Source organism: Yersinia sp. 2541 StPb PI, from assembly GCF_052217145.1.
Taxonomy (GTDB): Bacteria; Pseudomonadota; Gammaproteobacteria; order Enterobacterales; family Enterobacteriaceae; genus Yersinia; species Yersinia enterocolitica_E.
The window spans coordinates 3,452,817-3,475,440 of the sequence record NZ_JAZGQB010000001.1 but is presented as its reverse complement, the minus strand read 5'-3'; the positions used below and the strand labels follow the sequence as shown (position 1 = coordinate 3,475,440).

Sequence of the window (22,624 nt, the reverse complement as noted above, 5' to 3'; positions counted from 1 at the left end):
CTCATTACTCAGCCCATCCTTGGGCCTCGCAAGGCGAGGCCGCTGCAAGCAGCGTTCAAATCTGCTCCCGGCAGATTTGTCACCCCAGTCACTTACTCGTGTAAGCTTCTGGGGATTTGCTTAGTTGCTGCCTTCCCGCAACTCGAATTATTTAGGGTATAGAACTTCAATTATAAACACAGATATAATTTTAAATTGGGCAAACTGGCATTTTATCTTCTTCAGTCAGCGTTTCTATTTTCAGCATATTAAGCATGCTGTTGGCGATTTCGCGCTCCCCCATAACAACCTGGTTAGCGCCACGGTCTGAGATATAAACCACTTCATCGTCATAATGGGCGCGGGCGATTATCTCAAGGTCTGGCCGCTTAATTCTGGCTGATGCGACTATTTCACCGGCTTCGTAGCCATTTGGTATGGTCAGCAATAACCAACGGGCGCAATCCAGACGCGCCAGTGACATAATATCTGCGCTTGCAGCATTACCTAATACCGCATTAATACCTTGTTCACGGAGTGCTTCCACTCGCGGGCGCGAATTTTCTACGACGACCAGCGGGATGCCTTCCGCATGAAGTTTTGCCCCTAATAAGCTGCCAACCCGGCCATATCCCACCAATAATGCATGATTGCATAAATCTACAGGTATCTGTTTTTCCTCTTCTACCGCCTCTTCCAGAATAAGATCTTCCATCGTCTCATTTTTGGCTAAATAGCGATCTAGCAAGGTGAAAAGTAACGGGTTGAGCATAATAGACAGAATCGCTCCCGCCAGTACCAGATTACGGCCATGTTCAGACATTAAACCAAGAGAAATACCCAGCCCCGCCAGAATAAAGGCGAACTCCCCAATTTGGGCCAGGCTAACGGAAATAGTGAGTGCTGTGCGTTTTGAGTGGCCAAACAGCCGCACCAGAATGAAAGCTGCCACCGATTTACCGAAGATAATGATGGTCAATGACGCTAACACTGCTAATGGTTCTCGTAGCAAAATCATCGGATCGAATAACATGCCGACTGAAACAAAGAACAGCACGGCAAAGGCATCACGCAGCGGCAAGGTATCTTGTGCGGCACGGTGGCTCAGCTCAGATTCGTTTAATACCATTCCTGCGAAGAATGCGCCGAGAGCAAATGATACGTCAAACAACCCTACAGCGCCGTAGGCTATCCCAAGCGCCAAGACTAAGACTGCTAGAGTAAAGAGTTCTCGCGAGCCAGTACTGGCTGTTTTAGCCAGTATCCAGGGCACCAGCCGACGACCGACGACAATCATTAAGGTTATGAAAGCGATCACTTTACCAATAGTAATCGCTAGCTCTGTAAACAGTTGGCTCAGGCTCGTGGTTTCGTTGCCCATGACTCCGGCAAATGCGGGTAATAACACTAATGTCAGTACCATTGCCAAATCTTCAACAATCAACCAGCCGATAGCAATCTGCCCTCGCTGACTATCAATCAGTTGCCGTTCTTCCAGTGCGCGCAGTAATACCACGGTACTGGCGGTTGACAGACATAACCCAAAGACCAAGCCGGTGACTAAATCCCAGCCTAATAAATGAGACAAGCCCATACCTAGCAGAGTAGCAACGGCTATTTGTGTCACGGCTCCGGGGATGGCGATTGCTTTTACTGCGAGGAGGTCTTTAAGCGAGAAGTGAAGTCCGACACCAAACATCAACAAAATAACACCGATTTCAGCCAGTTCGGGAGCTAATGAAGTATCAGCAACAAAACCCGGCGTGAATGGCCCGGCAAGCACCCCTGCGGCAAGGTATCCCACCAGTGGTGAGATGCGTAGGCGGTGGGCCAGGGAACCCAAGAGGAAGGCGAGAACAAGGCCTCCGACGATCGTGGTGATTAAGGGTGTTGAGTGGTGCATCCAGACTCCTTCTCGTTATACCCGCCATCTTTCAAATTGCAGGTGTGTTGGCTACGTTTATTACTTGGCCCATCTCTGCGAGGCCGCTGCAAGGAGCGTTTAAATCCACTCCCAACAGATTTATCACGCGCTTGCCGCCTTTTGGATGAGTATTGGGATATGTGGAGCAGCAAGCATTTCACAGCAATAACATCAGTTTATTGTATTTATGCGATCAATGCGCGATAAAAATTCATTTTTTATCGATAAAAGTCTAGTTTGGCATGGAAATTGTTTGAAGTGGTTATTTGTGGGGGACTTGCTGTTTTTGTCACGATTACACAGGGGGCTCTCCCGACTGAAGTGCTAGTCTCAGTCGGGATTATAAGGTTATTACTATTACTTATCTTCTATATTGGGCAATAAGGCAGTAAATATCCCCAGTAATGGCAGGAATGCACATATTTGGTAAACCAGCTCAATACTGGTTAAATCAGCAACATACCCTAGTACAGCCGCACCTAACCCACCCATACCGAAAGCAAAACCGAAGAATAGACCGGATACCATCCCCACTTTCCCTGGGATCAACTCCTGAGCATACACCAGTATTGCAGAGAAGGCTGATGCGAGGATGACGCCAATGATTACGGTTAAAACCCCCATCCAATACAACGAAGCATAGGGTAAAATAAGGGTAAATGGCGCTACACCCAGTATTGACCCCCAAATAACATATTTTCGCCCTATCCGATCACCAAGAGGACCGCCAATTATGGTGCCAGCGGCGACTGCGAATAAGAACACAAATAAATGTATTTGGGCGTTTTGTACTGAAACACCGAACTTATGCATCAAATAAAAGGTGTAATAGCTGCTAATGCTGGTCAAGTAGAAGTATTTAGAGAATATCAGCACCATTAAAATAACTAACGTCTTAATAACCGTCTTTTTAGGCAGTAATTTTGCCGATGAGGTTTTTATCACTTTGCCATGTGTTGCTCTTTGCTGTTGCTGATACCACTTACTGACTTGCAATAGCACCACAATGGCCAGTAAGGCTGCGAGAGAGAACCAGCCGACATTGCCTTTACCATAAGGAGCGATAAGAATTGCAGCTAATAGTGGGCCGAGAGCGCTACCGAAGTTGCCCCCGACTTGAAAAACTGACTGAGCCAGGCCATGGCGACCACCGGATGCCATGCGCGCGACCCGTGATGACTCAGGATGGAATACCGATGAGCCGGTGCCAACCAGCGCTGCTGCCAATAAAACCACAGGGAAAGTGGTTGCCACCGCCAGCAGCAATATGCCTGATAAGGTAAAACCCATACCAATAGGCAAAGAGTAAGGTTGGGGGTGCTTATCGGTATACAGCCCTATCAGGGGTTGCAGTAGTGATGCAGTAAGCTGGTAAGTGAGCGTGATTAGCCCTATCTGAGTAAAACTCAGTGAAAACTCGGCTTGTAATAAAGGATAAATCGCTAGAATCAACGATTGGATCATATCGTTGAGTAGATGAGATACGCTGATAGCCCCCAGAATAGAGAAGGATGTGCGTTTTACAGCGGCATTAACGGAGGGCTGGAATCCAGTCTCAGAACGATCGGTCATAGTGAGTATTCGCCTAATAATTTCACTGTTAATAATATGTTGGTAACGAATACATATTATGCAGATCGAATGATTTTTACTACATCTGACATAATTTGATATATATTCCAAAGTTATGAAATTCATGCATACATCATCACATTACAATGCCTACGGCGTCACGGTATGGTGTTGATTTATCGTGCTATTGATATGCATTACACTCTTTTCACTCATTAAACCGGGATTTATCAGGCCGGTTTTTAACGACTACATGGAGATTTGCCATGCGTTTTTCATTACCGACCACAGCATGTGCCTTGGCTGTGTCGCTGGCGTTTGCACCGGGATGGGCTGCTGCCTGGGAAAAAGATAAAACTTACGATATCACTATATTGCACACTAATGATCACCATGGGCATTTCTGGCAAAACGATCACGGCGAATATGGTTTAGCGGCACAGAAAACTGTCGTTGATAGTATTCGCAAACAAGTTGCAGCCGAGGGCGGAAGTCTACTACTGCTGTCAGGTGGGGACATCAACACCGGCGTGCCTGAGTCTGATTTGCAAGATGCGGAGCCTGATTTTCGTGGTATGAACCTGGTCGGTTACGACGCGATGGCCATCGGCAATCACGAATTTGATAATCCATTGAGTGTGCTGCGACAACAAGAGAAGTGGGCAACTTTCCCGTTGTTATCGGCCAATATCTACCAGAAAAGTACGCAACAACGCTTATTTAAGCCTTATGCCTTGTTTGATAAGCAAGGGGTGAAAATTGCGGTAATTGGTTTAACGACTGATGATACTGCCAAGATCGGGAATCCCGAGTATTTCACCGATATTGAATTCCATGTCCCGGCCGTTGAAGCAAAACAAGTCGTCGATCAACTGCGAAAGACCGATAAGCCTGACATTATCATCGCCGCTACCCATATGGGGCATTACGATGATGGCAAGCATGGTTCGAATGCTCCAGGTGATGTAGAGATGGCTCGCAGCCTCCCCGCAGGCTATTTAGATATGATAGTGGGTGGTCACTCGCAAGATCCGGTTTGTATGGCCAGTGAGAACCATAAGCAGGCTGATTATGTTCCCGGTACACCTTGTGCGCCTGATCGTCAGAACGGAACCTGGATTGTTCAAGCTCATGAGTGGGGTAAATATGTTGGTCGTGCTGATTTTAAATTCCGCAATGGTGAGTTGAAACTGGTGAGTTATCAGTTAATTCCAATCAATTTAAAGAAAAAAGTTGAGAAGGCTGATGGTACCAGTGAGCGGGTCTTTTATACCCAGGAGATTGCGCAAGATCCATCGATGCTGAAGCTACTTACGCCTTTTGAAGAGCAAGGTAAGGCGCAGTTGGATATTAAAGTTGGCAGTGTCAATGGCAAGCTAGAAGGTGATCGTAGCAAGGTTCGTTTCGAACAAACCAACCTGGCGCGGATGTTATTGGCTGCGCAAATGGAACGAGCGGGTGCAGACTTCGCGGTGATGAGTGGTGGTGGGGTGCGTGATTCTATCGATGCCGGTGATATCACGTATAAAGATGTGCTTAAGGTCCAGCCATTTGGTAATACATTGGTTTACGCCGATATGAAAGGCAGCGAGGTCGAGAAGTATCTGGCTGTGGTGGCGAATAAAAAAGTCGATTCAGGTGCTTATGCACAATTTGCCAATGTCAGCTTGGTCGCTGATGGTAATGGCGTCAGTAACGTAAAAATACAGGGTAAGCCATTAGACCCGAATAAAATGTATCGTCTGGCCACCCTGAATTTTAATGCATTAGGCGGCGATGGCTACCCGAAAATCGATACCTTACCGGGCTATGTGAACACCGGTTTTATCGATGCTGAAGTGTTAAAACAGTATATTGAAAAGCACTCTCCGCTGGATGCCAGTCAGTATCAGCCGAAAGGCGAGATTGTTTATAAGTAAGGCGTGAAGCCAGAAGCCTCCATTTGGCAGTGGAGGCTTCTGGTGAATTGCATGAGATATAGGCAGCGCGGTGCGGGTTTGTAATGCAATAAATTAATTAATCGCGCTTAGCAATATCGGCAAAGCTGCCTTGTAGCAACTGGCATAAATCTGTTGCAGCCAATTCAATATCTAACCCCCGCTTTCCGCCAGAAACGAATATAGTGGCATACGCCTGTGCCAAGCTATCGATAACCGTCGGTAAGCGCTTTTTCTGCCCTAATGGACTGATACCACCGACTAAATAACCGGTGGTGCGCTGCGCCAATTGTGGGTCAGCCATCTCCGCCTTTTTGGCACCCAAAGCACGCGCAACTTTTTTCAGATCAAGCTGGGTGGCGACAGGGGTAACGGCAACCGCCAAATTTTTGGCATCACCATTCAAGGCGACCAGCAAGGTTTTATAAACCTGATCAGCATTAAGCCCCAACTTTTTAACGGCTTCATCGCCAAAGTTGGTTTCTGCTGCGTCATGGTGATAAGGATGTAATGTGAACGGAACTTTTTGTTTTTCCAGCAAAACGACTGCAGGTGTCATAATAAACGTCCAATTAAAAATGAAAATTTATTCCAGTGGATTATCCTACACCCAATCATTGCGATAGAGTTAAAAATTAACCTAATAAAATCAATGGCATCATGATGGATTGCCGGAGTTATGATGAATGTAAGTTGCTAATCTAATCGTCAGGTTGCTACCCTGTACCTGCAGCTCATATTATCCGCAAGGGGTGTGGGCGCTTAATAACTAAAATAATGAAAATTCCTCTTTGACTGGCCGATAGCGATATCGGCCATTTTTTTACTTTTATTGGTGATTACTGCTCGCTGAGTTGCAACAAATCAGGAAGATTACCCTCGCCATACAGATGCAGTGCACCGACCGCGACCACATAACGCCCGGCTGGCAGATGTTCTAGTTGCTGCTGCCAGCGTTTATTCCGTTGAATCATCAGCACATCGTATAGATTTTGGCTAAAAGTTGGCGCCAGTGTGGTTAGGTCATTGGTGGGGGGATGTTCCAGCCACCAGCCAATCATGGTTTGCAGCAGGCGTGCGTTGGTGTGCCAATGGGTCAGAGTATCAAGCAGTAAAGACATGCCGTTATCAGGTAATGTCTCCAGTAAATCGAGTTGCATTTGTGTTCCTTCCAACTCTATAACACTTTTTTCTTGTGCTGCTGCCGCTTTCAATAATTGATAATCGATGCCGTATTCCCCACGCAATCCCAGACGTTGAGCCTGGCGAGCCTGAAGCATTAAGGCGACCTGCCATGCCGGTAGAAAGGCCATCGAGTGCGGATCAGTGCTCAGCTCTTCGCAGCGCTGTAACAGTTGCTGATATTGCTCCTCAGGTAATCTATCGATTAATGCTTCGCTGAGGGTATCGGTACCAAAAGGTGAGGAGGTGTCGGTGATATCAGCTTCGACAATAAGTGCATCAGCCTGATTCAATTTATTCAGTAATTCGTGGGGGAGGGGGAACATGTTCTCGGTTCCCATATGAATACTGCCGACCATATGGAAGTGGCGTTCACGGGGTAAGGTGATATCCAACGCCGGATAGGGGTAGGTCGCCGGTGTTAGGATACCGAGAAATCGTACGATGTGGCGTAATAATTGGCCCATATCCATGTGGTTCCCTTTTTAGCATTTCTTAACATGCTAAACGCTAAATGGCGCACATGAAAGTGTTGTGCGCCATTAGGCTATACCCTTTGTACTTGAAGCCGCAGGGGGTTAGCTGCTCTTGTTACTCGGCCCATCCCTGAGCCTACCTGCAACGCCAATGACTTTGGGGATATCAGGAGCGCTTACTGCTTAGGTTTAAAACGCAGTAAACGGTTAGCGTTGCTGACTACGGTAATGGATGACAGCGCCATGGCCGCCCCTGCCACCACCGGGCTAAGTAATGTTCCGGTGAACGGGAACAGAATTCCCGCAGCAATCGGAATACCCAGTGCGTTGTAGAAAAACGCACCCAATAGGTTTTGCTTCATATTACGCAATGTTGCTTTGGCAAGCTCCACGGCATCCGCAACCCCATGCAGACTGTGGCGCATTAGCGTGATAGCCGCAGTTTCAATCGCGATATCACTACCACCACCCATGGCAATCCCAACATCCGCTTGTGCCAGTGCAGGGGCATCATTGATACCATCACCAATCATCGCCACTTTATGTCCGGCGGCTTGCAGTTGCTTGATAGCCTCAGCTTTACCCTCCGGCAATACACCCGCGATCACCTGATCAATACCGGCTTCTTTGGCAATGGCATTGGCGGTAATTGGGTTATCACCGGTTAACATCACCAGACTGTATCCCAGTTGATGCAACCGTTGCAGAGCGCTGACACTGTCGCTGCGCAGTGGGTCGCGGATCGACAGCAGTGCCGCGGGTTTACCCATCGCGCTGAGGATAACCGGGGTAGCACCACTTTCAGCTTGCTGCTGCATGAGTGATTGCAACTCACGGGTATCAATGCTCTGTTCCTCCAGCAGGCGGTTGTTCCCTAGCAACAAAGGAATGCCGTCAACTTCACCACTGACACCCAAGCCACGTAAGGTGCGGAACTGACTGACGGTAGCCAGCGTCAGCCCTTCGGCACGTTGCAAAATAGCGCGAGCCAATGGGTGATTAGAACCGGTTTCTAGTGCTGCGGCCCATCCCAGCGCTTGTTGTTCGCTGACACCGTTAAAGGTATGAATTGCCACCACTTGCGGGTGACCTTCCGTTAGTGTGCCGGTTTTGTCGAACACCAACGTATCGAGATTACTGGCTTGCTGCAATGCATCGGCATCACGTACCAAAACACCAAACTCGGCCGCCCGCCCGACGCCAGAGATGATAGACATCGGCGTCGCCAGTCCAAGCGCGCAGGGACAAGCGATAATGAGCACTGTGGTAGCAACCACCAGGGTGTACACCAACTGAGGCTGTGGACCGAGGAAATACCAAATCAGCCCGGCGATAACAGCAATTGCCACCACGGTTGGCACAAATACCGCCGAGATTCGGTCCGCCAATTTGCCGATTTCTGGTTTACTGCTTTGCGCCTGACGAACCAGTTTGATGATGCGAGCCAGTGTAGTTTGGCTACCAATGGCATTGGCGCGGAACAGTACCGACCCATCCTGTACTTGGGTACCTGCATGTACCACATCACCTGCTGATTTTTGTTGTGGGATAGGTTCGCCGGTCAGCATGGCTTCGTCCATCCACACTTCGCCCTGCACAATTTCACCATCAACCGGTACTCGGTCACCGGTAGTCAGACGCAAGGTCATGCCCAATTGGACCTCAGCCAGAGGGATCACTTGCTCGCCGTCGTCAGATACCCGCCGTGCTGTCGGTGGTGCCAGGTCCAGCAGTCGCTCCAACGCATTAGATGAGCGCTGTCTGGCGCGTTGTTCCATCGCATGACCAAGGTTAATCAAACCGATTATCATGGCGCTGGCTTCATAATAGAGGTGGCGCGCCTCCATCGGGAAAACATCCGGCCAGATATTCACCGTAATGGAATAGAGCCACGCCGCTCCGGTACCTAGTGCCACTAAGGTATCCATAGTGGCACTGCCATTTTTCAGGCTGACCCAGGCGTTGCGATAGAAATGGCCACCCGCAAATATCATCACCAGCAGAGTAATCACCCCGACAATAAGCCACGGCGTCTGGGTTTCTGGCGTTAGCGTCATACTGCCGCCGAATAACCCCCATCCCATCAGTGGGATACCCAACAGCAGGCCCAGCGCTGCTTGCCATTGGAAGCGCTTCATACTGGCTTGGGACATCTGTTGCTGACGTGCGCGGCGCTCGCCTTCGTCTTCAATAATTTCTGCACCATAACCGGCATTTTTGACGGCTGCGATTAAGGCTTCATTGCTTGGGTTACCGGTGACTAACGCGCTACGCTCCGCCAAATTGACGCGCGCAACCTCAACCCCATCAACCCCTTCCAGAGCATGTTGTACTTTGGATACGCAACTGGCACAGCTCATTCCGGTTAGTAATAACTGGACGCTATCGATATCTACCGCTGTGGTTGGGTTAGCGGTCTCTGTTTTATTAATCTCAGGTGTTACTGCCGGAATAGTTGAAGAGGCCGCTGCCTGATATTCCGGCTGAGATGGGGCTGAGTGAGTCAGCGGCTCAGTTTTTGGGGATAGGGCACCTGGCAGTGCGGCGTGATAACCCGCCTGTTCCACGGCATTAATCAGCACCTGCGGATCAGCTTTGCCATACACTTTCGCGCTATCCACACTTACCACGGCCGCAATCACACCGGGAACGGCTTCCAGCGCTTTGCGTGTAGCTTCAGTACAATGACCGCAACTTAAGCCTGAGAGCTGTAATTGTGTATCGGGTGTTTGGGCTGCTTCTGCCTGATAACCGGCTTGCTTGACAGTATCAATCAGCGTGTTGATATCGGCTTCACCGGTCACTTTGGCATAGTTAACGTCGACTTCAGCATGATGAATATCTTCACGACTTTCTAAGGCGGTTTTCACTCGCTTGGCACAATTCATACAGGAAAGACCATGCAAGGCCAGCACTGTGGTTTGCAACATAATTAACTCCTTATCGAGTAACCACTTATCCGTTCATTTCGTCGGGATAAGTTTAGTCGGTAATCCCAGTCACATCGCTTATTGTCGCTGATAATGGATTTATCCATAACCTTAAGCTGTACAGGTTTTATTCCGCTTGACTGACATCGTTATTTTCACTAATTATGGAGGTTAAACCTTCCAGCAAGGGGAAGGTCAAGGGGGAAGTATGAACATAAGCGATGTGGCAAAAAAAACCGGTTTAACTAGCAAAGCCATACGTTTCTACGAAGAAAAAAAACTGCTGACACCGCCTATCCGCACTGATAACGGCTATCGCAGCTACAGTGCCAAACACATTGAAGAGTTAACACTGCTACGTCAGGCACGGCAGGTTGGCTTTACACTGGATGAATGTCGCGAGTTACTGGCATTATTTCATAACCCGGCCCGCCACAGCGCGGATGTGAAAGCGGCGACGCTACTAAAGGTTGCGGAAATCGAGCAACATATTGATGATCTTAACCAGATGCGCTTGCGCTTGTTAGCGTTGGCAGATGAGTGCCCAGGGGATGATGGCGCAGATTGCCCGATTATCAATAATTTGTCGGGATGTTGTCATTCGGCAGCTAAGCAGGCTGGCGATGATAAGGAGAAAGTTGTTAACAAACAGATGGTTGTGGGGGGGCAGTTGTTAGTTAACTGACAGGCCGCTCAACTGACGGCCTGCCGGTCAATATGCTACTGACGATAATATAGGTATTACTGAGGGATGGCGCGGACATGCAAGGTATTGCCTTCCACGAATATCACTTCAACTTCGGTACCAACACCCAGTTCGGTCGCGCAATAAATACGCCAGCTACTGTCACCAACCCGCATGCGACCAAAACCATCAATAGTCGGTTCGGTCAATGTGGCCCGCGTACCCAATAGCTGATGGGTACGTTGATTCAGCATGGCAGGTTGTGGTTTGATGCGTTTACTCAGCCAATACCACCACAGGAATGCAGCAACCACCGTCAGGACGGAAAATAGCACGCCTTGCATCTCCCAGCTAAAGGGAAATAGCCAGACTAACGCGCCCACGACTACGGCGGCAACGCCGCTCCACAGCATATAACCACTGGCACCTAGCATCTCGGCGGCCAGAAGCAGCCCGCCGAGGGATAGCCAAAACCAACTTGGATTCGCGGCAATTTCCTCCAGCATGGTTATTTACCTCGGCTGTTTTTACTCTCGCCAATCAGTTCTGCAATCCCACCGATAGCACCCATCAGGCTGCTGGCTTCTAGCGGCATCATAATGACTTTGCTGTTATTGGCGGAGCCGATGTGTTGCAGTGCGTCGGTATATTTCTGTGCCACAAAGTAGTTAATGGCTTGAATGTCACCGGCAGCAATAGCCTCAGAAACCATTCTGGTAGCTTGAGCTTCAGCTTCAGCACCACGCTCACGGGCTTCTGCTTGCAAGAATGCGGATTGACGTTCACCTTCAGCTTTCAGAATCTGTGATTGCTTCTCACCTTCAGCACGCAAAATTGCGGCCTGACGAACCCCTTCGGCTTCCAGAATATCAGCACGTTTAGTACGTTCCGCTTTCATCTGAGCATTCATCGCAGAAATCAATTCAGCCGGTGGGCGCACATCACGGACTTCAATACGAGTCACTTTAATGCCCCACGGGTTGGTGGCTTCATCAACAATATGCAACAGGCGGCCGTTGATGTTGTCACGTTGGGACAACATTTCATCCAGCTCCATAGAACCTAAAACAGTACGGAAGTTGGTCATGGTCAAATTGATGATGGCCGATTCCAAATTGCTGACTTCATAAGCTGCTTTTACTGGGTCAATAACCTGGATAAAGCAGACTGCATCAATTGCTACGTTGGCGTTATCGCGGGAAATGATCTCCTGGGATGGGATATCCAAGACTTGTTCCATCATATTGATTTTGCGACCAACACGATCCATAAATGGCACAACGATGTTCAAGCCTGGCATCAGGGTTTTGGTATAACGACCAAAACGCTCGACAGTCCACTGAAAACCTTGTGGAACAATTTTGATTGAGGAAAACACCACAATCAGTGCTACAACGATAAGAACAGGGATGACCGTAAACATATTTAACTTCCTGTCAGCAATGATATTTGTTTCTTAATATTACGTGACCGGTGGTTAAATGCCTAACTAAAGGCAGGTAAAAGCGTGTAAATGAGAAAAAACTTGGCTGGGGCAGAATAAAACCGCGCGGGATGCCCCCGCGCAGTAGCAAATAAGGGATCGCCAAAAAGGTTATGGCGATTAACTTTCGCTGTCAGTACAGTAATGAGTAAAGTTGACGACGATATTTGGCGGCCAGTGCATCGCCGGTGCCTAGTGCAGCTAAAATATCCATTAATGTCTTACGTGCAGTACCGTTCGCGGCAGCCAGATCTTTCTTCAAATGGCTCAGCAACAGCTCTAAAGCCTCGTCATTGCGGCCAACCTGATGCAGTTGTAGCGCCAATTGCACCGCGAGTTCGACGTTATCAGGCTGCTCAGTCAATTGCTGTTGTAACTGTTGGATCTCTGGCGTGTCGGCAGCTTGTTTGAGCAACTCAATCTGAGCAATCAGCCCTTGATAACGGGTATCACGGTCTTGCAGTGGAATGGTTGCCAGCACCGTTTCAGCATCTTCACTGCGGTTCAACTGAATTTGCACTTCAGCCAGTTGCAGGCCAATTTCACTGTTTTGCCCACTCAGCGCCCAGGCATCTTTCAGCAGTGGCAGTGCTTCTTGCACTTTGCCTTCGCTTAACAATTGTGCGGCTTCGGCAACTTTCAATTCTTCAGGTTTCGGCAATACCCGTTGTAATAGCTCGCGGATAACCTCTTCCGGCTGTGGTCCTTGGAAGCCATCCACCGGTTGACCGTCTTTAAACAGATAAACCGCCGGAATTGAGCGTAAACCAAACTGTGACGCCACCATCTGCTCTGCATCGCAGTCGACACGAGCCAGAATGAATTGACCGGCATACTCTGCGGCCAGTTTATCCAGCACTGGCGTCAGTTGCAGACAATGCTGGCTGCGTTCGGACCAAAAGTAGAACAGTACCGGCACGGCCATGGATTGTTCTAAGGCCTGGTGTAGGTTTGCTTCAGTAATATCAATCGTAGTAGGTGCTAGCATGAATTATTTCTCTCATCCGTTTTAACACTAGATGGGGGCAGATTATGTTGCTTCAACCCCAACTATTTTTGGATAGTCAGTTAGGCATTACCGCGCAGGACTTTATCTAACATTCGCCCCGGTAGGATGCGGCGCAATAGGGTCAATGCATGGGCCACTAATGTGACAGGATAGCGCAATTGTGGGCGCGGGCTTTCCAGTGCATGGCGTAATTTCGGTAATATAGCCTGCGGGGGCAGGGTAAATCGCTTTGCGATACCGGGATTATTGACCGGTTTATCGGCCTCGGCCTGATTGACGTTTTGTGTAAAATGGGTACTGATAGGGCCGGGTTCAATCAGACAAACATGTACACCACTGTCGTGCAGTTCCATACGTAGTGCATCAGACCACGCTTCCAACGCATATTTGCTGGCCGCATAAGCGCCGCGACCCGCGGTAGAAACCAACCCCATCACCGAACTGGTTTGAATTATACGCCCTTCGCCGTGAGGCAACATTGCTGGCAACAGCAATTGCGTGAGCTGGTGGGTGCCGAATAGATTGGTGGAAAACTGCTTTTCCAACTGCTGGCGTGAAATGGTGTGCAATGGGCCATACAGGCCGAAACCACCATTGTTAAACAGGCCGTATAGGCGCCCGCCAGTCAGTTCGATAACCTGCGCAGCAGCACGTTCCACACTGGCACTGTCATCCAAATCCAGTTCAATACCTTCCAGACCCAATTGCGTCATCTTTGCCACATCATCAGGTTTACGGCAGGCGGCCAGTACGCGATAGCCCCTGTTTTTCAAATCCTGTGCCGCAACCAGCCCGATACCGCTGGAACAACCGGTAATTAATACAGTTTTTTGCATAACTTTACCTGGTGAGTGATTCTATTTGTTTGAACAAGTGTTATTACTGCTTATTGGTCACTAATGGTTTAAGTTGTTGCGCCATCCAATCCGCGATGAAGGGTTGGGCCGCGGCGTTAGGGTGTAAGCCATCATCCTGCATCCACTGCGGTTTCACAGCAACAGCTTCCATAAAGAAAGGGACCAATGGAATGTTAAATTGCTGTGCCAGTTGTGGATACATCGCGGTGAAAGCATCAGTATAACGGCGACCATAGTTAGGCGGAATGCGGATTTGCATCAATAAAGGTTGTGCTTTTGCTTCCAATATCTGATTGATAATTTGTGTCAGATCCCGTTGAGTATCTTGTGTTGGAAAACCACGCAGACCGTCATTTGCTCCCAGTTCTATCAGCACCCAGCGCGGCTGGTGTTGTTTGAGTAGGGACGGTAGGCGGGCCAAACCTTGAGCGGCGGTGTCACCACTGATACTGGCATTGACTACCTTCGGCAGTGACGGTGTTCCCTGCCATGTTTTATCCAGCCGTGAAGGCCATGCTTCGGCAATCGGCAGGCGGTAACCGGCGCTTAAGCTATCGCCAAGAATTAACAGTGTATCGGTTGCGGCGGCACGCAAACTGAATAATCCCAACAGTAAAAGGAAGGGAAGATGCCAGCGGAAAACGTTCTTGAAGTTCATCATCTTAATAAATACGTCGGCCAGGGTGAGCAACAGCTCTCCATCCTTACCGGAGTTGAGCTGGTTGTCAAACCCGCCCAGACAATTGCGCTGATTGGTGAGTCGGGTTCCGGTAAGTCAACTTTGCTGGGGATACTGGCAGGGCTTGATGATGGCAGCAGTGGTGAGGTGAGTTTACTCGGCCAGTCTTTGACCGCCATGGATGAAGAAGGGCGCGCGCAATTACGTGCAAAAAACGTCGGCTTCGTGTTTCAGTCATTTATGTTGGTACCCACACTCAATACGTTAGAGAACGTTCAGCTTCCTGCATTGTTGCGTGGAGAGAGCGAACGCAATAGTAAGGCCCATGCGGTGGAGTTATTAGAGCAACTCGGATTGGGCAAACGGCTACATCATCTGCCCGCTCAGCTTTCTGGCGGTGAGCAGCAGCGGGTAGCACTGGCCCGAGCCTTCAGTGGGCGGCCTAAAGTGTTATTTGCCGATGAACCGACCGGTAATCTTGACCGCCATACCGGTGACAGAATTGCTGATCTGCTGTTTTCATTGAATCGGGATTATGACACCACACTGATTCTGGTTACCCATGATGTACAACTGGCGGGGCGTTGTCAGCGCCGCTTGCGGCTGCGGGACGGCAAATTGTGGGAGGAAGCATGATTTGGCGCTGGTTTTGGCGTGAGTGGCGCTCACCCTCACTGTTAATTGTCTGGCTGGCATTAACACTGGCGGTGGCTTGTGTGCTGGCGCTGGGTACCATCAGTGACCGGATGGAAAAAGGGCTGAGTCAGCAAAGCCGCGATTTTTTAGCCGGCGATCGGGTGCTGAGCGCGGCGCATCCGGTTCCTGAAACGTGGTTGCTGGAAGCTAAACGGCAAGGGTTGACCGTCAGTCGCCAGTTATCGTTTATGACCATGACTTTCGCGGGCGATCGCCCACAACTGGCTGATGTAAAAGCCACAGATTTAGCCTATCCGTTGTATGGCAAATTAGATACGTTGCCTGTTGGCGCGGTGCTGGAACCGGGTACGGTGTTGGTGGCACCAAGGCTGTTGTCGCTGCTTGGGGTTAAGGTCGGCGATATGCTGGATGTCGGTGATACTTCACTGAAAATTGTCGGTGAAGTGATTCAGGAGCCTGATTCTGGCTTTAATCCATTCCAAACCGCGCCGCGTATTTTGATCAATCTGGCTGACGTGGAAAAGACCGGCGCGATTCAGCCGGGTAGCCGTCTGACCTATCGTTATATGTTCGCCGGCCAGCCTGATGGCGTCACCCAATTTAGTGACTGGCTTACGCCACAATTGAAACCAGAGCAGCGGTTGTATGGTTTACAAGAATCAGGTGGCGCGCTGGGGAAATCGCTGCAACGGGCGCAGCAGTTCTTGCTGTTATCGGCGCTATTGACGTTACTACTTTCGATTGCTGCCGTTGCGGTGGCGATGGGCCACTATTGCCGTAGCCGCTATGATTTAGTTGCGGTACTGAAAACATTAGGTGCAGGACACCGTGCACTGCGGCGGTTGATTATCGGTCAGTGGCTGTCGGTGCTGGTGTTGGCAGGCCTGTGTGGCAGCGTGATTGGCCTCTTATTCGAGAAGGTTTTAGTTCGTTTATTGTCACCGGTATTACCGGCCGCATTGCCAGCAGCCGGTTTATGGCCATGGGTATGGTCAATGGGTTCGCTGGTATTGATTTCGCTGCTGGTGGGTGTTCGCCCCTATCGGCAACTGCTCGCGACCCAGCCGCTACGGGTTTTGCGCCGTGATGTTTCCGCGAATGTTTGGCCGCTGCGTTACTTTATTCCTGCAATGCTGGTTATCGTGATTGGCTTATTGGCATTGCTGATGGGGGGGAACGCGTTATTGTGGGCCATTATGGCTGGCATGGTGGTATTGGCGTTATTACTGGGCGTGATTGGCTGGGGCAGTCTGGTACTGTTGCGCCGCCTGACTGTTACCCGTCTATCATTGCGTCTGGCAATCAACCGTTTGCTACGTCAACCGTGGATGACATTAACGCAACTGGCGGCATTTTCATTATCCTTTATGCTGTTAGCATTGTTATTGGTACTGCGTGGGGACCTATTGGATCGTTGGCAGCAACAATTGCCGCCGGACAGCCCGAATTACTTCTTGCTGAATATGACACCGCAACAGGTGCCACAGGTAACTGAGTTTCTGACGCAACATCAGATAACGCCATCAACGTTCTATCCAATCGTGCGGGTACGGCTGTCTGAAATTAACCAGCAACTGGCCACCGAGCGGGTGCGCGAAGATGAACCCGGTGGCGAGGCGGTTAACCGTGAATTGAATCTGACCTGGCAGCAAGATTTACCGGCGCACAATATTTTGACCGCCGGTCAATGGCCACCTAAAGCCGATGAAGTGTCGATGGAACAAGGCATTGCTGACAGACTGGGGATTAAAATCGGCGATAAGCTGACATTTAGCGGTGATACACAGTCATTCGAAGCCAAAGTTAGCAGTATTCGTCAGGTGGATTGGGAAAGCCTGCGGCCAAATTTCTACTTTATCTTCCCGCCAGGTGCATTGGATAAACAGCCACAAACCTGGCTGACCAGTTTCCGCTATCAAGGAGACGGGGAGGTGCTGACACAACTGAATCGGCAGTTCCCAACACTCAGTTTGTTGGATATTGGCGCGATGCTTAAACAGGTCGGGCAGGTGTTGCAGCAGGTGAGCCGTGCACTGGAAGTGATGGTAATACTGGTGATCATCTGTGGCACTTTGTTGCTGTTAGCACAGGTTCAAGTAGGGATGCGTCAGCGACGTCAGGAGCTGGTGGTTTACCGGACACTAGGCGCAAGTAAACGCTTACTGCGAGGTACCTTGTGGTGGGAGTTTGCCTTACTGGGGTTGGTTGCCGGGCTGGCTGCTGCCATCGGAGCAGAGGCGGCACTGTGGGCATTACAGCGCTTAGTGTTTGATTTCCCGTGGCAGCCTAATTGGGTTATGTGGTGGCTATTGCCGTTGGCTGGCGCGCTATTGTTGTCACTGTGTGGCGGTTGGTTAGGTGCGCGTTTGTTACAGGGAAGGGCGCTGTTCCGCAATTATGACAGTTAGCCCACTTGGGTAACCTGGCGTTGCAGTGTGGCTGCAACGCCAATGATTTGTAGGGTAGGCCAGATGCGTTACAGCTTATCCTGCGCCCAGAACAGCGCGTTCTGGTATTCCGCTGGTAACAACGGCGCGAGTGCGGCCAGAGCAGCACATAATTGTGCGCCATCGGGATGGTTCAAATTCAGATGGCCTACTTTACGGCCTGCGCGCACTTCTTTTTCATACCAGTGCAGATGCACCAACGGCAGAGATAGCCATTCGATGTTCACTGGCGTGCCAATCAGGTTGACCATCGCTGACGGGGTGTTGACCACTGGCGTCGGTAAGGGCAGGTCCAAAATGGCGCGCAGGTGCAGTTCAAACTGGCTTATTGACGCACCATTTTGCGTCCAGTGACCGCTATTATGCACCCGTGGTGCCAGCTCATTGATCAACAGATTGTTGCCAACGATAAAGCACTCCATGGCCATTACGCCAACATAATTCAGCTCATCCATAATGGCTGACAGCATTTTTTCAGCTTGTTGCTGTAATCTGCTATCGGGCTGTGGCAAAGCCACGCTCATACGCAGGATGCCATCTTCATGCAGATTGTGGGTTAACGGGTAAAACACCGATTTGCCTTGGCTGCTGCGTGCGCCGACCAGCGAAACTTCACCGCTGAAGTTAATCCCTTGCTCAACGATGCATTCACCGTAAGCATCAGTTGGCAAGGTATCTTGATCACCGGCCCGCAACCGCCACTGACCACGTCCGTCATAGCCTCCGACCCGACGTTTGACAATGGCTAGCTCACCTAATGTTGCAAAGACCTGTGGCCATTCGCTACTACTTGCTAATAACTGCCACGGGGCGGTTGGCAGATTCAGGCTATCGAGCAATTGCTTTTGTGTCAGGCGATCGGCCAGACGCGGGAAGATATCGCGGTTAACAAAAGCCGTGTGTGTAGCGAGCTCACGGGTTAACGCCGTTTCTGGCCAGCGCTCAATCTCAGCGGTAATCACACTGTGCTGATAAGGCACGGCTTCAGGTTCCGCATCCAAGCCCACCGGATACACGGCAATACCCAGTGGTTCGCCAGCCTGACGCAGCATGCGCCCTAGCTGGCCATTACCTAATACGCAAACTGGTTTCATGCCTTCACCTGTAAGTCTGGTACCCGAGGATCTGGATTATCCAGCACTTCGTCAGTTTGGCTTTTGCGCCAATCAGCCAGACGATCGGCTAATTCGGCATCGTGCAATGCCAATATTTGCGCGGCCAGTAAGGCGGCATTGGCGGCACCAGCTTTACCGATAGCCAAGGTCCCCACTGGGATACCACGCGGCATTTGCACAATCGAATACAGGCTGTCGATACCACTCAGCGCAGCACTTTGTACCGGAACACCTAAAACAGGTACCAGCGTCTTTGCCGCAATCATACCCGGCAGATGTGCAGCACCACCGGCACCGGCAACTATCACCTGTAAGCCATTGGCTTGGGCTGACTCGGCAAAACTGAACAGCTTATCGGGGGTGCGGTGTGCGGAGACAACTTCCACATGAAATGGAACATTGAGCGTGGTGAGCACGTCAGCGGCGAACTGCATGGTGGCCCAGTCACTCTTGGACCCCATTACGATAGCGATTTTAACCCCGGCTGTATAAGCCGAATCGAGGTTAGCTCCCATGAGTGTAAAGCTCCTGTGATTGCACAAGCGTCGGCCAGAATGATTTTACTTAAATCGTGACTGGCGAAGAGGGCGTAGAGCATATCATGAGCCAAAGGCGAGGAAAACGGTTGCGTCGCGGCTTTTAGTGGGATTTATCGGTTTTTTATACCCACTCGCCAGATAAACCTGAAGGTCAAAATGGGAATTTAATCAACTCAACACTGTCTGCCGTGACGTTGACCATCGAACCCTCAACATGCCAGGCACCAAGAACCACACGATGGGCGGTTGTGGCGGGGAGTGCTACGGTGTGAACCGCTGGGCGATGCGTATGCCCGTGGATCATCCAACTGACGCCATTACGTTGGAAGCTATCAATCACCGCTTGTGGATTTACATCCATGATCAGCTCAGATTTACCGCTATTGTTCTGCTGACTTTGGTTACGCATATAAGCTGCAATGCGTAAACGAAAACGCAGAGGTAGCCACAGGAACAGTTTTTGAATCAGTGGATTATGTACTCTACGACGAAAATGCTGATAGTCGGCATCATCGGTACACAGGGTATCACCATGTAAAATAACAATTTTGCGGCCATACAGTTCGACGACTTTCTCTTCCGGCAGCAGGATCATGCCGCTTTCTTGAGCAAAGCGTTTACCGAGCAAGAAATCACGATTACCGTGGATAAAGTAGCAAGGCACACCCCGTTGTTGGAGTGATTTCAGCGCAGCGGCAACTTGCCGGTACAGTGGTTCGGGGTCATCATCGCCAATCCAGGACTCGAACAGATCACCCAGGATATATAACGCATCAGCATGAATGGCTTCACGCTGTATAAAATGCAGGAAACCGGCAGTGATTGCCGGTTCCTGAACGCTAAGATGCAAATCTGCAATAAAAAGCGTGCTCATTAAGCTGTCATTATTCGCTGATAGTGACGCTTTTGATGATCACATCTTCTTTTGGCACATCTTGATGCATGCCGCTACGGCCAGTAGCAACGTTTTTGATTTTATCAACAACGTCCAGACCTTCAGTAACTTCAGCAAATACGCAGTAACCCCAACCATCCGGGCGCTCTGAACGGAAGTTCAGGAAGTCGTTGTCAGCAACGTTAATGAAAAATTGTGCAGTAGCAGAGTGCGGATCGTTGGTACGCGCCATTGCCAGGGTGCCACGGGTGTTTTTCAGGCCGTTGTTAGCTTCGTTTTTGATAGTTGCATCAGTGGTTTTCTGGTTCATGCCTGGCTCAAAACCACCGCCTTGAATCATGAAACCGTCGATAACACGGTGGAAGATAGTGTTATCATAGAAGCCTTTACGGCAGTAGTTCAGGAAGTTTTCAACGGTAACCGGCGCTTTATCCGCGAAGGTATTGACGACGATATCGCCGTGATTAGTATGAAACGTGACCATAATAATGTTCCTGCTAGTGTAATAGTGTATTCACAAATGAGTCGTAACTCTTTAGACGGCTCTTATATCATAACTCTGAGATTGAGTCAGCACTCGAAACGCGAGCAAGATGTGCGAAAAAGTGCTGAATCAGTGGCTGATTTACCGCATAATCTGATGATATCCTTTTATCTCCTTTGTCCTTGAAGTTGTTTGCGCTCTAGCTGCAACGCCAATGACTTTGGGTATAAACCCTGCTTAGCGCAAAAACAAAAACCACGGAATGTCCCGATGCTAAAGATTTTTAATACACTGAGTCGCCAAAAAGAGGAATTCAAGCCTATTCATGCCGGTAAAATTGGTATGTACGTATGCGGGATCACCATTTATGACCTGTGTCACATTGGGCATGGGCGTACTTTTGTCGCTTTCGACGTCGTGGCGCGTTATTTGCGTTATTTAGGTTACTCTCTGACGTATGTGCGTAATGTTACCGATGTTGACGATAAAATTATCAAGCGCGCATTGGAAAACAATGAAAGCTGTGAGCAACTGACGACACGTATGCTGGCAGAAATGCATAAAGATTTCGATGCACTGAATCTTGAACGCCCTGATTTAGAGCCGCGTGCGACTCACCATATTCCTGAAATTATTGCGCTGACTGAGCGTTTGATTGCCCGTGATCACGCTTATGTCGCGTCAAATGGCGATGTGATGTTTGCTGTGGACAGTGACCCTGATTACGGTTTGCTGTCCCGTCAGGATTTGGATCAATTGCAGGCCGGTGCCCGGGTTGAAGTGGCTGATGTTAAACGCAATCCGATGGATTTTGTCTTGTGGAAAATGTCTAAACCGGGTGAACCAAGTTGGGCATCACCTTGGGGCCCGGGCCGCCCTGGCTGGCATATCGAGTGCTCGGCGATGAATGGCAAACAGTTGGGCGCACATTTTGATATTCACGGCGGTGGTTCTGATTTGATGTTCCCGCACCACGAAAATGAAATTGCGCAATCTACCTGTGCCCATGATGGTCCCTATGTGAACTACTGGATGCACTCCGGTATGGTGATGATTGACAAAGAAAAAATGTCTAAATCACTGAATAACTTCTTTACTATTCGTGATGTGCTGGCCTATTACGATGCTGAAACCGTACGTTACTTCCTGATGTCTGGCCACTATCGCAGTCAGCTTAACTACAGCGAAGAGAACCTGAAACAGGCACGTGCCTCACTAGAACGCCTGTATACCGCTCTGCGTGGTACTGATGCGAGTGCGATGCCTGCGGGTGGTGCAGAGTTTGAAGCGCGTTTCCGTGCCGCAATGGATGATGATTTCAATACTCCAGAAGCCTATTCGGTACTGTTTGATATTGCCCGTGAAGTAAACCGCCTAAAAACTGAAGATATTATGGCGGCGAATGGCTTAGCGGCAGAATTGCGTAAACTGGCCCATGTGCTGGGATTATTAGAGCAGGATCCAGAGCTGTTTTTACAAAGTGGCGCGCAGACTAATGACGACGAAGTAGCAAAAATAGAAGCGTTAATTAAGCAACGTAACGATGCCCGTAGCAGTAAAGATTGGGCGCTGGCCGATTCGGCCCGTGATCAGTTGAATGAGCTGGGTATTGTGCTGGAAGATGGCCCACAAGGGACGATATGGCGCCGTAAATAGCATGGTATTGGGTGGATAGGTGCAATTTAGCTATCTGCATCTAAAAAAATTGCGGTTCTGGTGCTGACCAGTAACCGCATTTTTTTGCCCTTATCTCGCCATGGCAGTCTTTCGCAAT

General features: G+C 49.7%; 19 protein-coding genes. 5 read left to right on the top strand and 14 right to left on the bottom strand.

Annotated elements, in window-relative coordinates:
* Positions 1 to 190 precede the first annotated feature (190 nt).
* Positions 191 to 1,882 (bottom strand): YbaL family putative K(+) efflux transporter, encoded by a 1,692-nt coding sequence (gene ybaL, locus V1953_RS15695; protein WP_083159933.1) that lies wholly within the window; start codon positions 1,880 to 1,882, stop codon positions 191 to 193.
* Positions 1,883 to 2,260: 378 nt separating this feature from the next.
* Positions 2,261 to 3,475 (bottom strand): MFS transporter, encoded by a 1,215-nt coding sequence (locus V1953_RS15690; protein ID WP_083159931.1) that lies wholly within the window; start codon positions 3,473 to 3,475, stop codon positions 2,261 to 2,263.
* A 266-nt stretch (positions 3,476 to 3,741) separates the two neighbouring features.
* On the opposite strand from V1953_RS15690, the gene ushA reads away from it, so the two are divergent.
* Complete coding sequence (gene ushA / locus V1953_RS15685; protein WP_083159929.1) at positions 3,742 to 5,394, top strand: bifunctional UDP-sugar hydrolase/5'-nucleotidase UshA; 1,653 nt, start codon at positions 3,742 to 3,744, stop codon at positions 5,392 to 5,394.
* 97 nt (positions 5,395 to 5,491) lie between these two features.
* Here ushA and ybaK read toward each other — a convergent pair whose 3' ends face one another.
* The 3 genes from ybaK to copA form a co-directional block, all read right to left on the bottom strand.
* Complete coding sequence (gene ybaK, locus V1953_RS15680; protein ID WP_083159927.1) at positions 5,492 to 5,971, bottom strand: Cys-tRNA(Pro)/Cys-tRNA(Cys) deacylase YbaK; 480 nt, start codon at positions 5,969 to 5,971, stop codon at positions 5,492 to 5,494.
* 280 nt (positions 5,972 to 6,251) lie between these two features.
* A complete protein-coding gene (locus V1953_RS15675; protein ID WP_442851335.1) occupies positions 6,252 to 7,061 on the bottom strand; it encodes a TraB/GumN family protein in 810 nt (269 codons plus the stop codon).
* 185 nt (positions 7,062 to 7,246) lie between these two features.
* Positions 7,247 to 10,000 (bottom strand): copper-exporting P-type ATPase CopA, encoded by a 2,754-nt coding sequence (gene copA, locus V1953_RS15670; protein WP_420072934.1) that lies wholly within the window; start codon positions 9,998 to 10,000, stop codon positions 7,247 to 7,249.
* 208 nt (positions 10,001 to 10,208) lie between these two features.
* On the opposite strand from copA, the gene cueR reads away from it, so the two are divergent.
* Positions 10,209 to 10,685 (top strand): Cu(I)-responsive transcriptional regulator, encoded by a 477-nt coding sequence (gene cueR / locus V1953_RS15665; RefSeq protein ID WP_442851110.1) that lies wholly within the window; start codon positions 10,209 to 10,211, stop codon positions 10,683 to 10,685.
* 56 nt (positions 10,686 to 10,741) lie between these two features.
* Here the strand turns inward: cueR and V1953_RS15660 are convergent, their stop codons facing one another.
* The 5 genes from V1953_RS15660 to tesA all read right to left on the bottom strand — a co-directional run bounded on the left by V1953_RS15660 (position 10,742) and on the right by tesA (position 14,692).
* Entirely contained in the window at positions 10,742 to 11,191 is a 450-nt protein-coding gene (locus tag V1953_RS15660; RefSeq protein ID WP_083159921.1) for an NfeD family protein, read from the bottom strand.
* Between the two features lie 2 nt (positions 11,192 to 11,193).
* A complete protein-coding gene (locus tag V1953_RS15655; RefSeq protein ID WP_004704953.1) occupies positions 11,194 to 12,108 on the bottom strand; it encodes an SPFH domain-containing protein in 915 nt (304 codons plus the stop codon).
* A 193-nt stretch (positions 12,109 to 12,301) separates the two neighbouring features.
* Positions 12,302 to 13,156, bottom strand: a complete 855-nt coding sequence (locus V1953_RS15650; RefSeq protein ID WP_442851109.1) for a co-chaperone YbbN — start codon at positions 13,154 to 13,156, stop codon at positions 12,302 to 12,304.
* 80 nt (positions 13,157 to 13,236) lie between these two features.
* Positions 13,237 to 14,013 carry an SDR family oxidoreductase gene (locus tag V1953_RS15645; RefSeq protein WP_372558231.1) on the bottom strand — a complete coding sequence of 259 codons (777 nt, stop codon included), beginning with the start codon at positions 14,011 to 14,013 and terminating at the stop codon, positions 13,237 to 13,239.
* Positions 14,014 to 14,056: 43 nt separating this feature from the next.
* Entirely contained in the window at positions 14,057 to 14,692 is a 636-nt protein-coding gene (gene tesA, locus V1953_RS15640) for a multifunctional acyl-CoA thioesterase I/protease I/lysophospholipase L1 (RefSeq protein WP_193784833.1), read from the bottom strand.
* Between tesA and ybbA the strand changes: the two genes are divergently transcribed.
* Both ybbA and ybbP read left to right on the top strand, forming a co-directional pair.
* On the top strand, positions 14,663 to 15,349 hold the full coding sequence (gene ybbA / locus V1953_RS15635; RefSeq protein ID WP_372558232.1) for a putative ABC transporter ATP-binding protein YbbA: 687 nt from the start codon (positions 14,663 to 14,665) through the stop codon (positions 15,347 to 15,349). The genes tesA and ybbA overlap by 30 nt on opposite strands.
* Entirely contained in the window at positions 15,346 to 17,778 is a 2,433-nt protein-coding gene (gene ybbP, locus V1953_RS15630; RefSeq protein WP_442851108.1) for a putative ABC transporter permease subunit YbbP, read from the top strand. The genes ybbA and ybbP overlap by 4 nt, the downstream gene beginning before the upstream one ends.
* Before the next feature lie 68 nt (positions 17,779 to 17,846).
* Here the strand turns inward: ybbP and purK are convergent, their stop codons facing one another.
* From purK to ppiB, 4 genes are all read right to left on the bottom strand, one after another.
* Positions 17,847 to 18,911, bottom strand: coding sequence for a 5-(carboxyamino)imidazole ribonucleotide synthase (gene purK / locus V1953_RS15625; RefSeq protein WP_442851107.1), 1,065 nt, complete (start codon positions 18,909 to 18,911; stop codon positions 17,847 to 17,849).
* Positions 18,908 to 19,447, bottom strand: a complete 540-nt coding sequence (gene purE, locus V1953_RS15620; protein WP_050085966.1) for a 5-(carboxyamino)imidazole ribonucleotide mutase — start codon at positions 19,445 to 19,447, stop codon at positions 18,908 to 18,910. The genes purK and purE overlap by 4 nt, the downstream gene beginning before the upstream one ends.
* 175 nt (positions 19,448 to 19,622) lie before the next feature.
* Positions 19,623 to 20,345 carry a UDP-2,3-diacylglucosamine diphosphatase gene (locus tag V1953_RS15615; protein ID WP_087815962.1) on the bottom strand — a complete coding sequence of 241 codons (723 nt, stop codon included), beginning with the start codon at positions 20,343 to 20,345 and terminating at the stop codon, positions 19,623 to 19,625.
* A gap of 10 nt (positions 20,346 to 20,355) precedes the next feature.
* On the bottom strand, positions 20,356 to 20,850 hold the full coding sequence (gene ppiB / locus V1953_RS15610; RefSeq protein WP_005182430.1) for a peptidylprolyl isomerase B: 495 nt from the start codon (positions 20,848 to 20,850) through the stop codon (positions 20,356 to 20,358).
* Positions 20,851 to 21,120: 270 nt separating this feature from the next.
* Here ppiB and cysS point away from each other — a divergent pair, with 270 nt between their 5' ends.
* Positions 21,121 to 22,506 (top strand): cysteine--tRNA ligase, encoded by a 1,386-nt coding sequence (gene cysS, locus V1953_RS15605; protein WP_083159905.1) that lies wholly within the window; start codon positions 21,121 to 21,123, stop codon positions 22,504 to 22,506.
* The last annotated feature ends 118 nt before the right edge of the window (positions 22,507 to 22,624 follow it).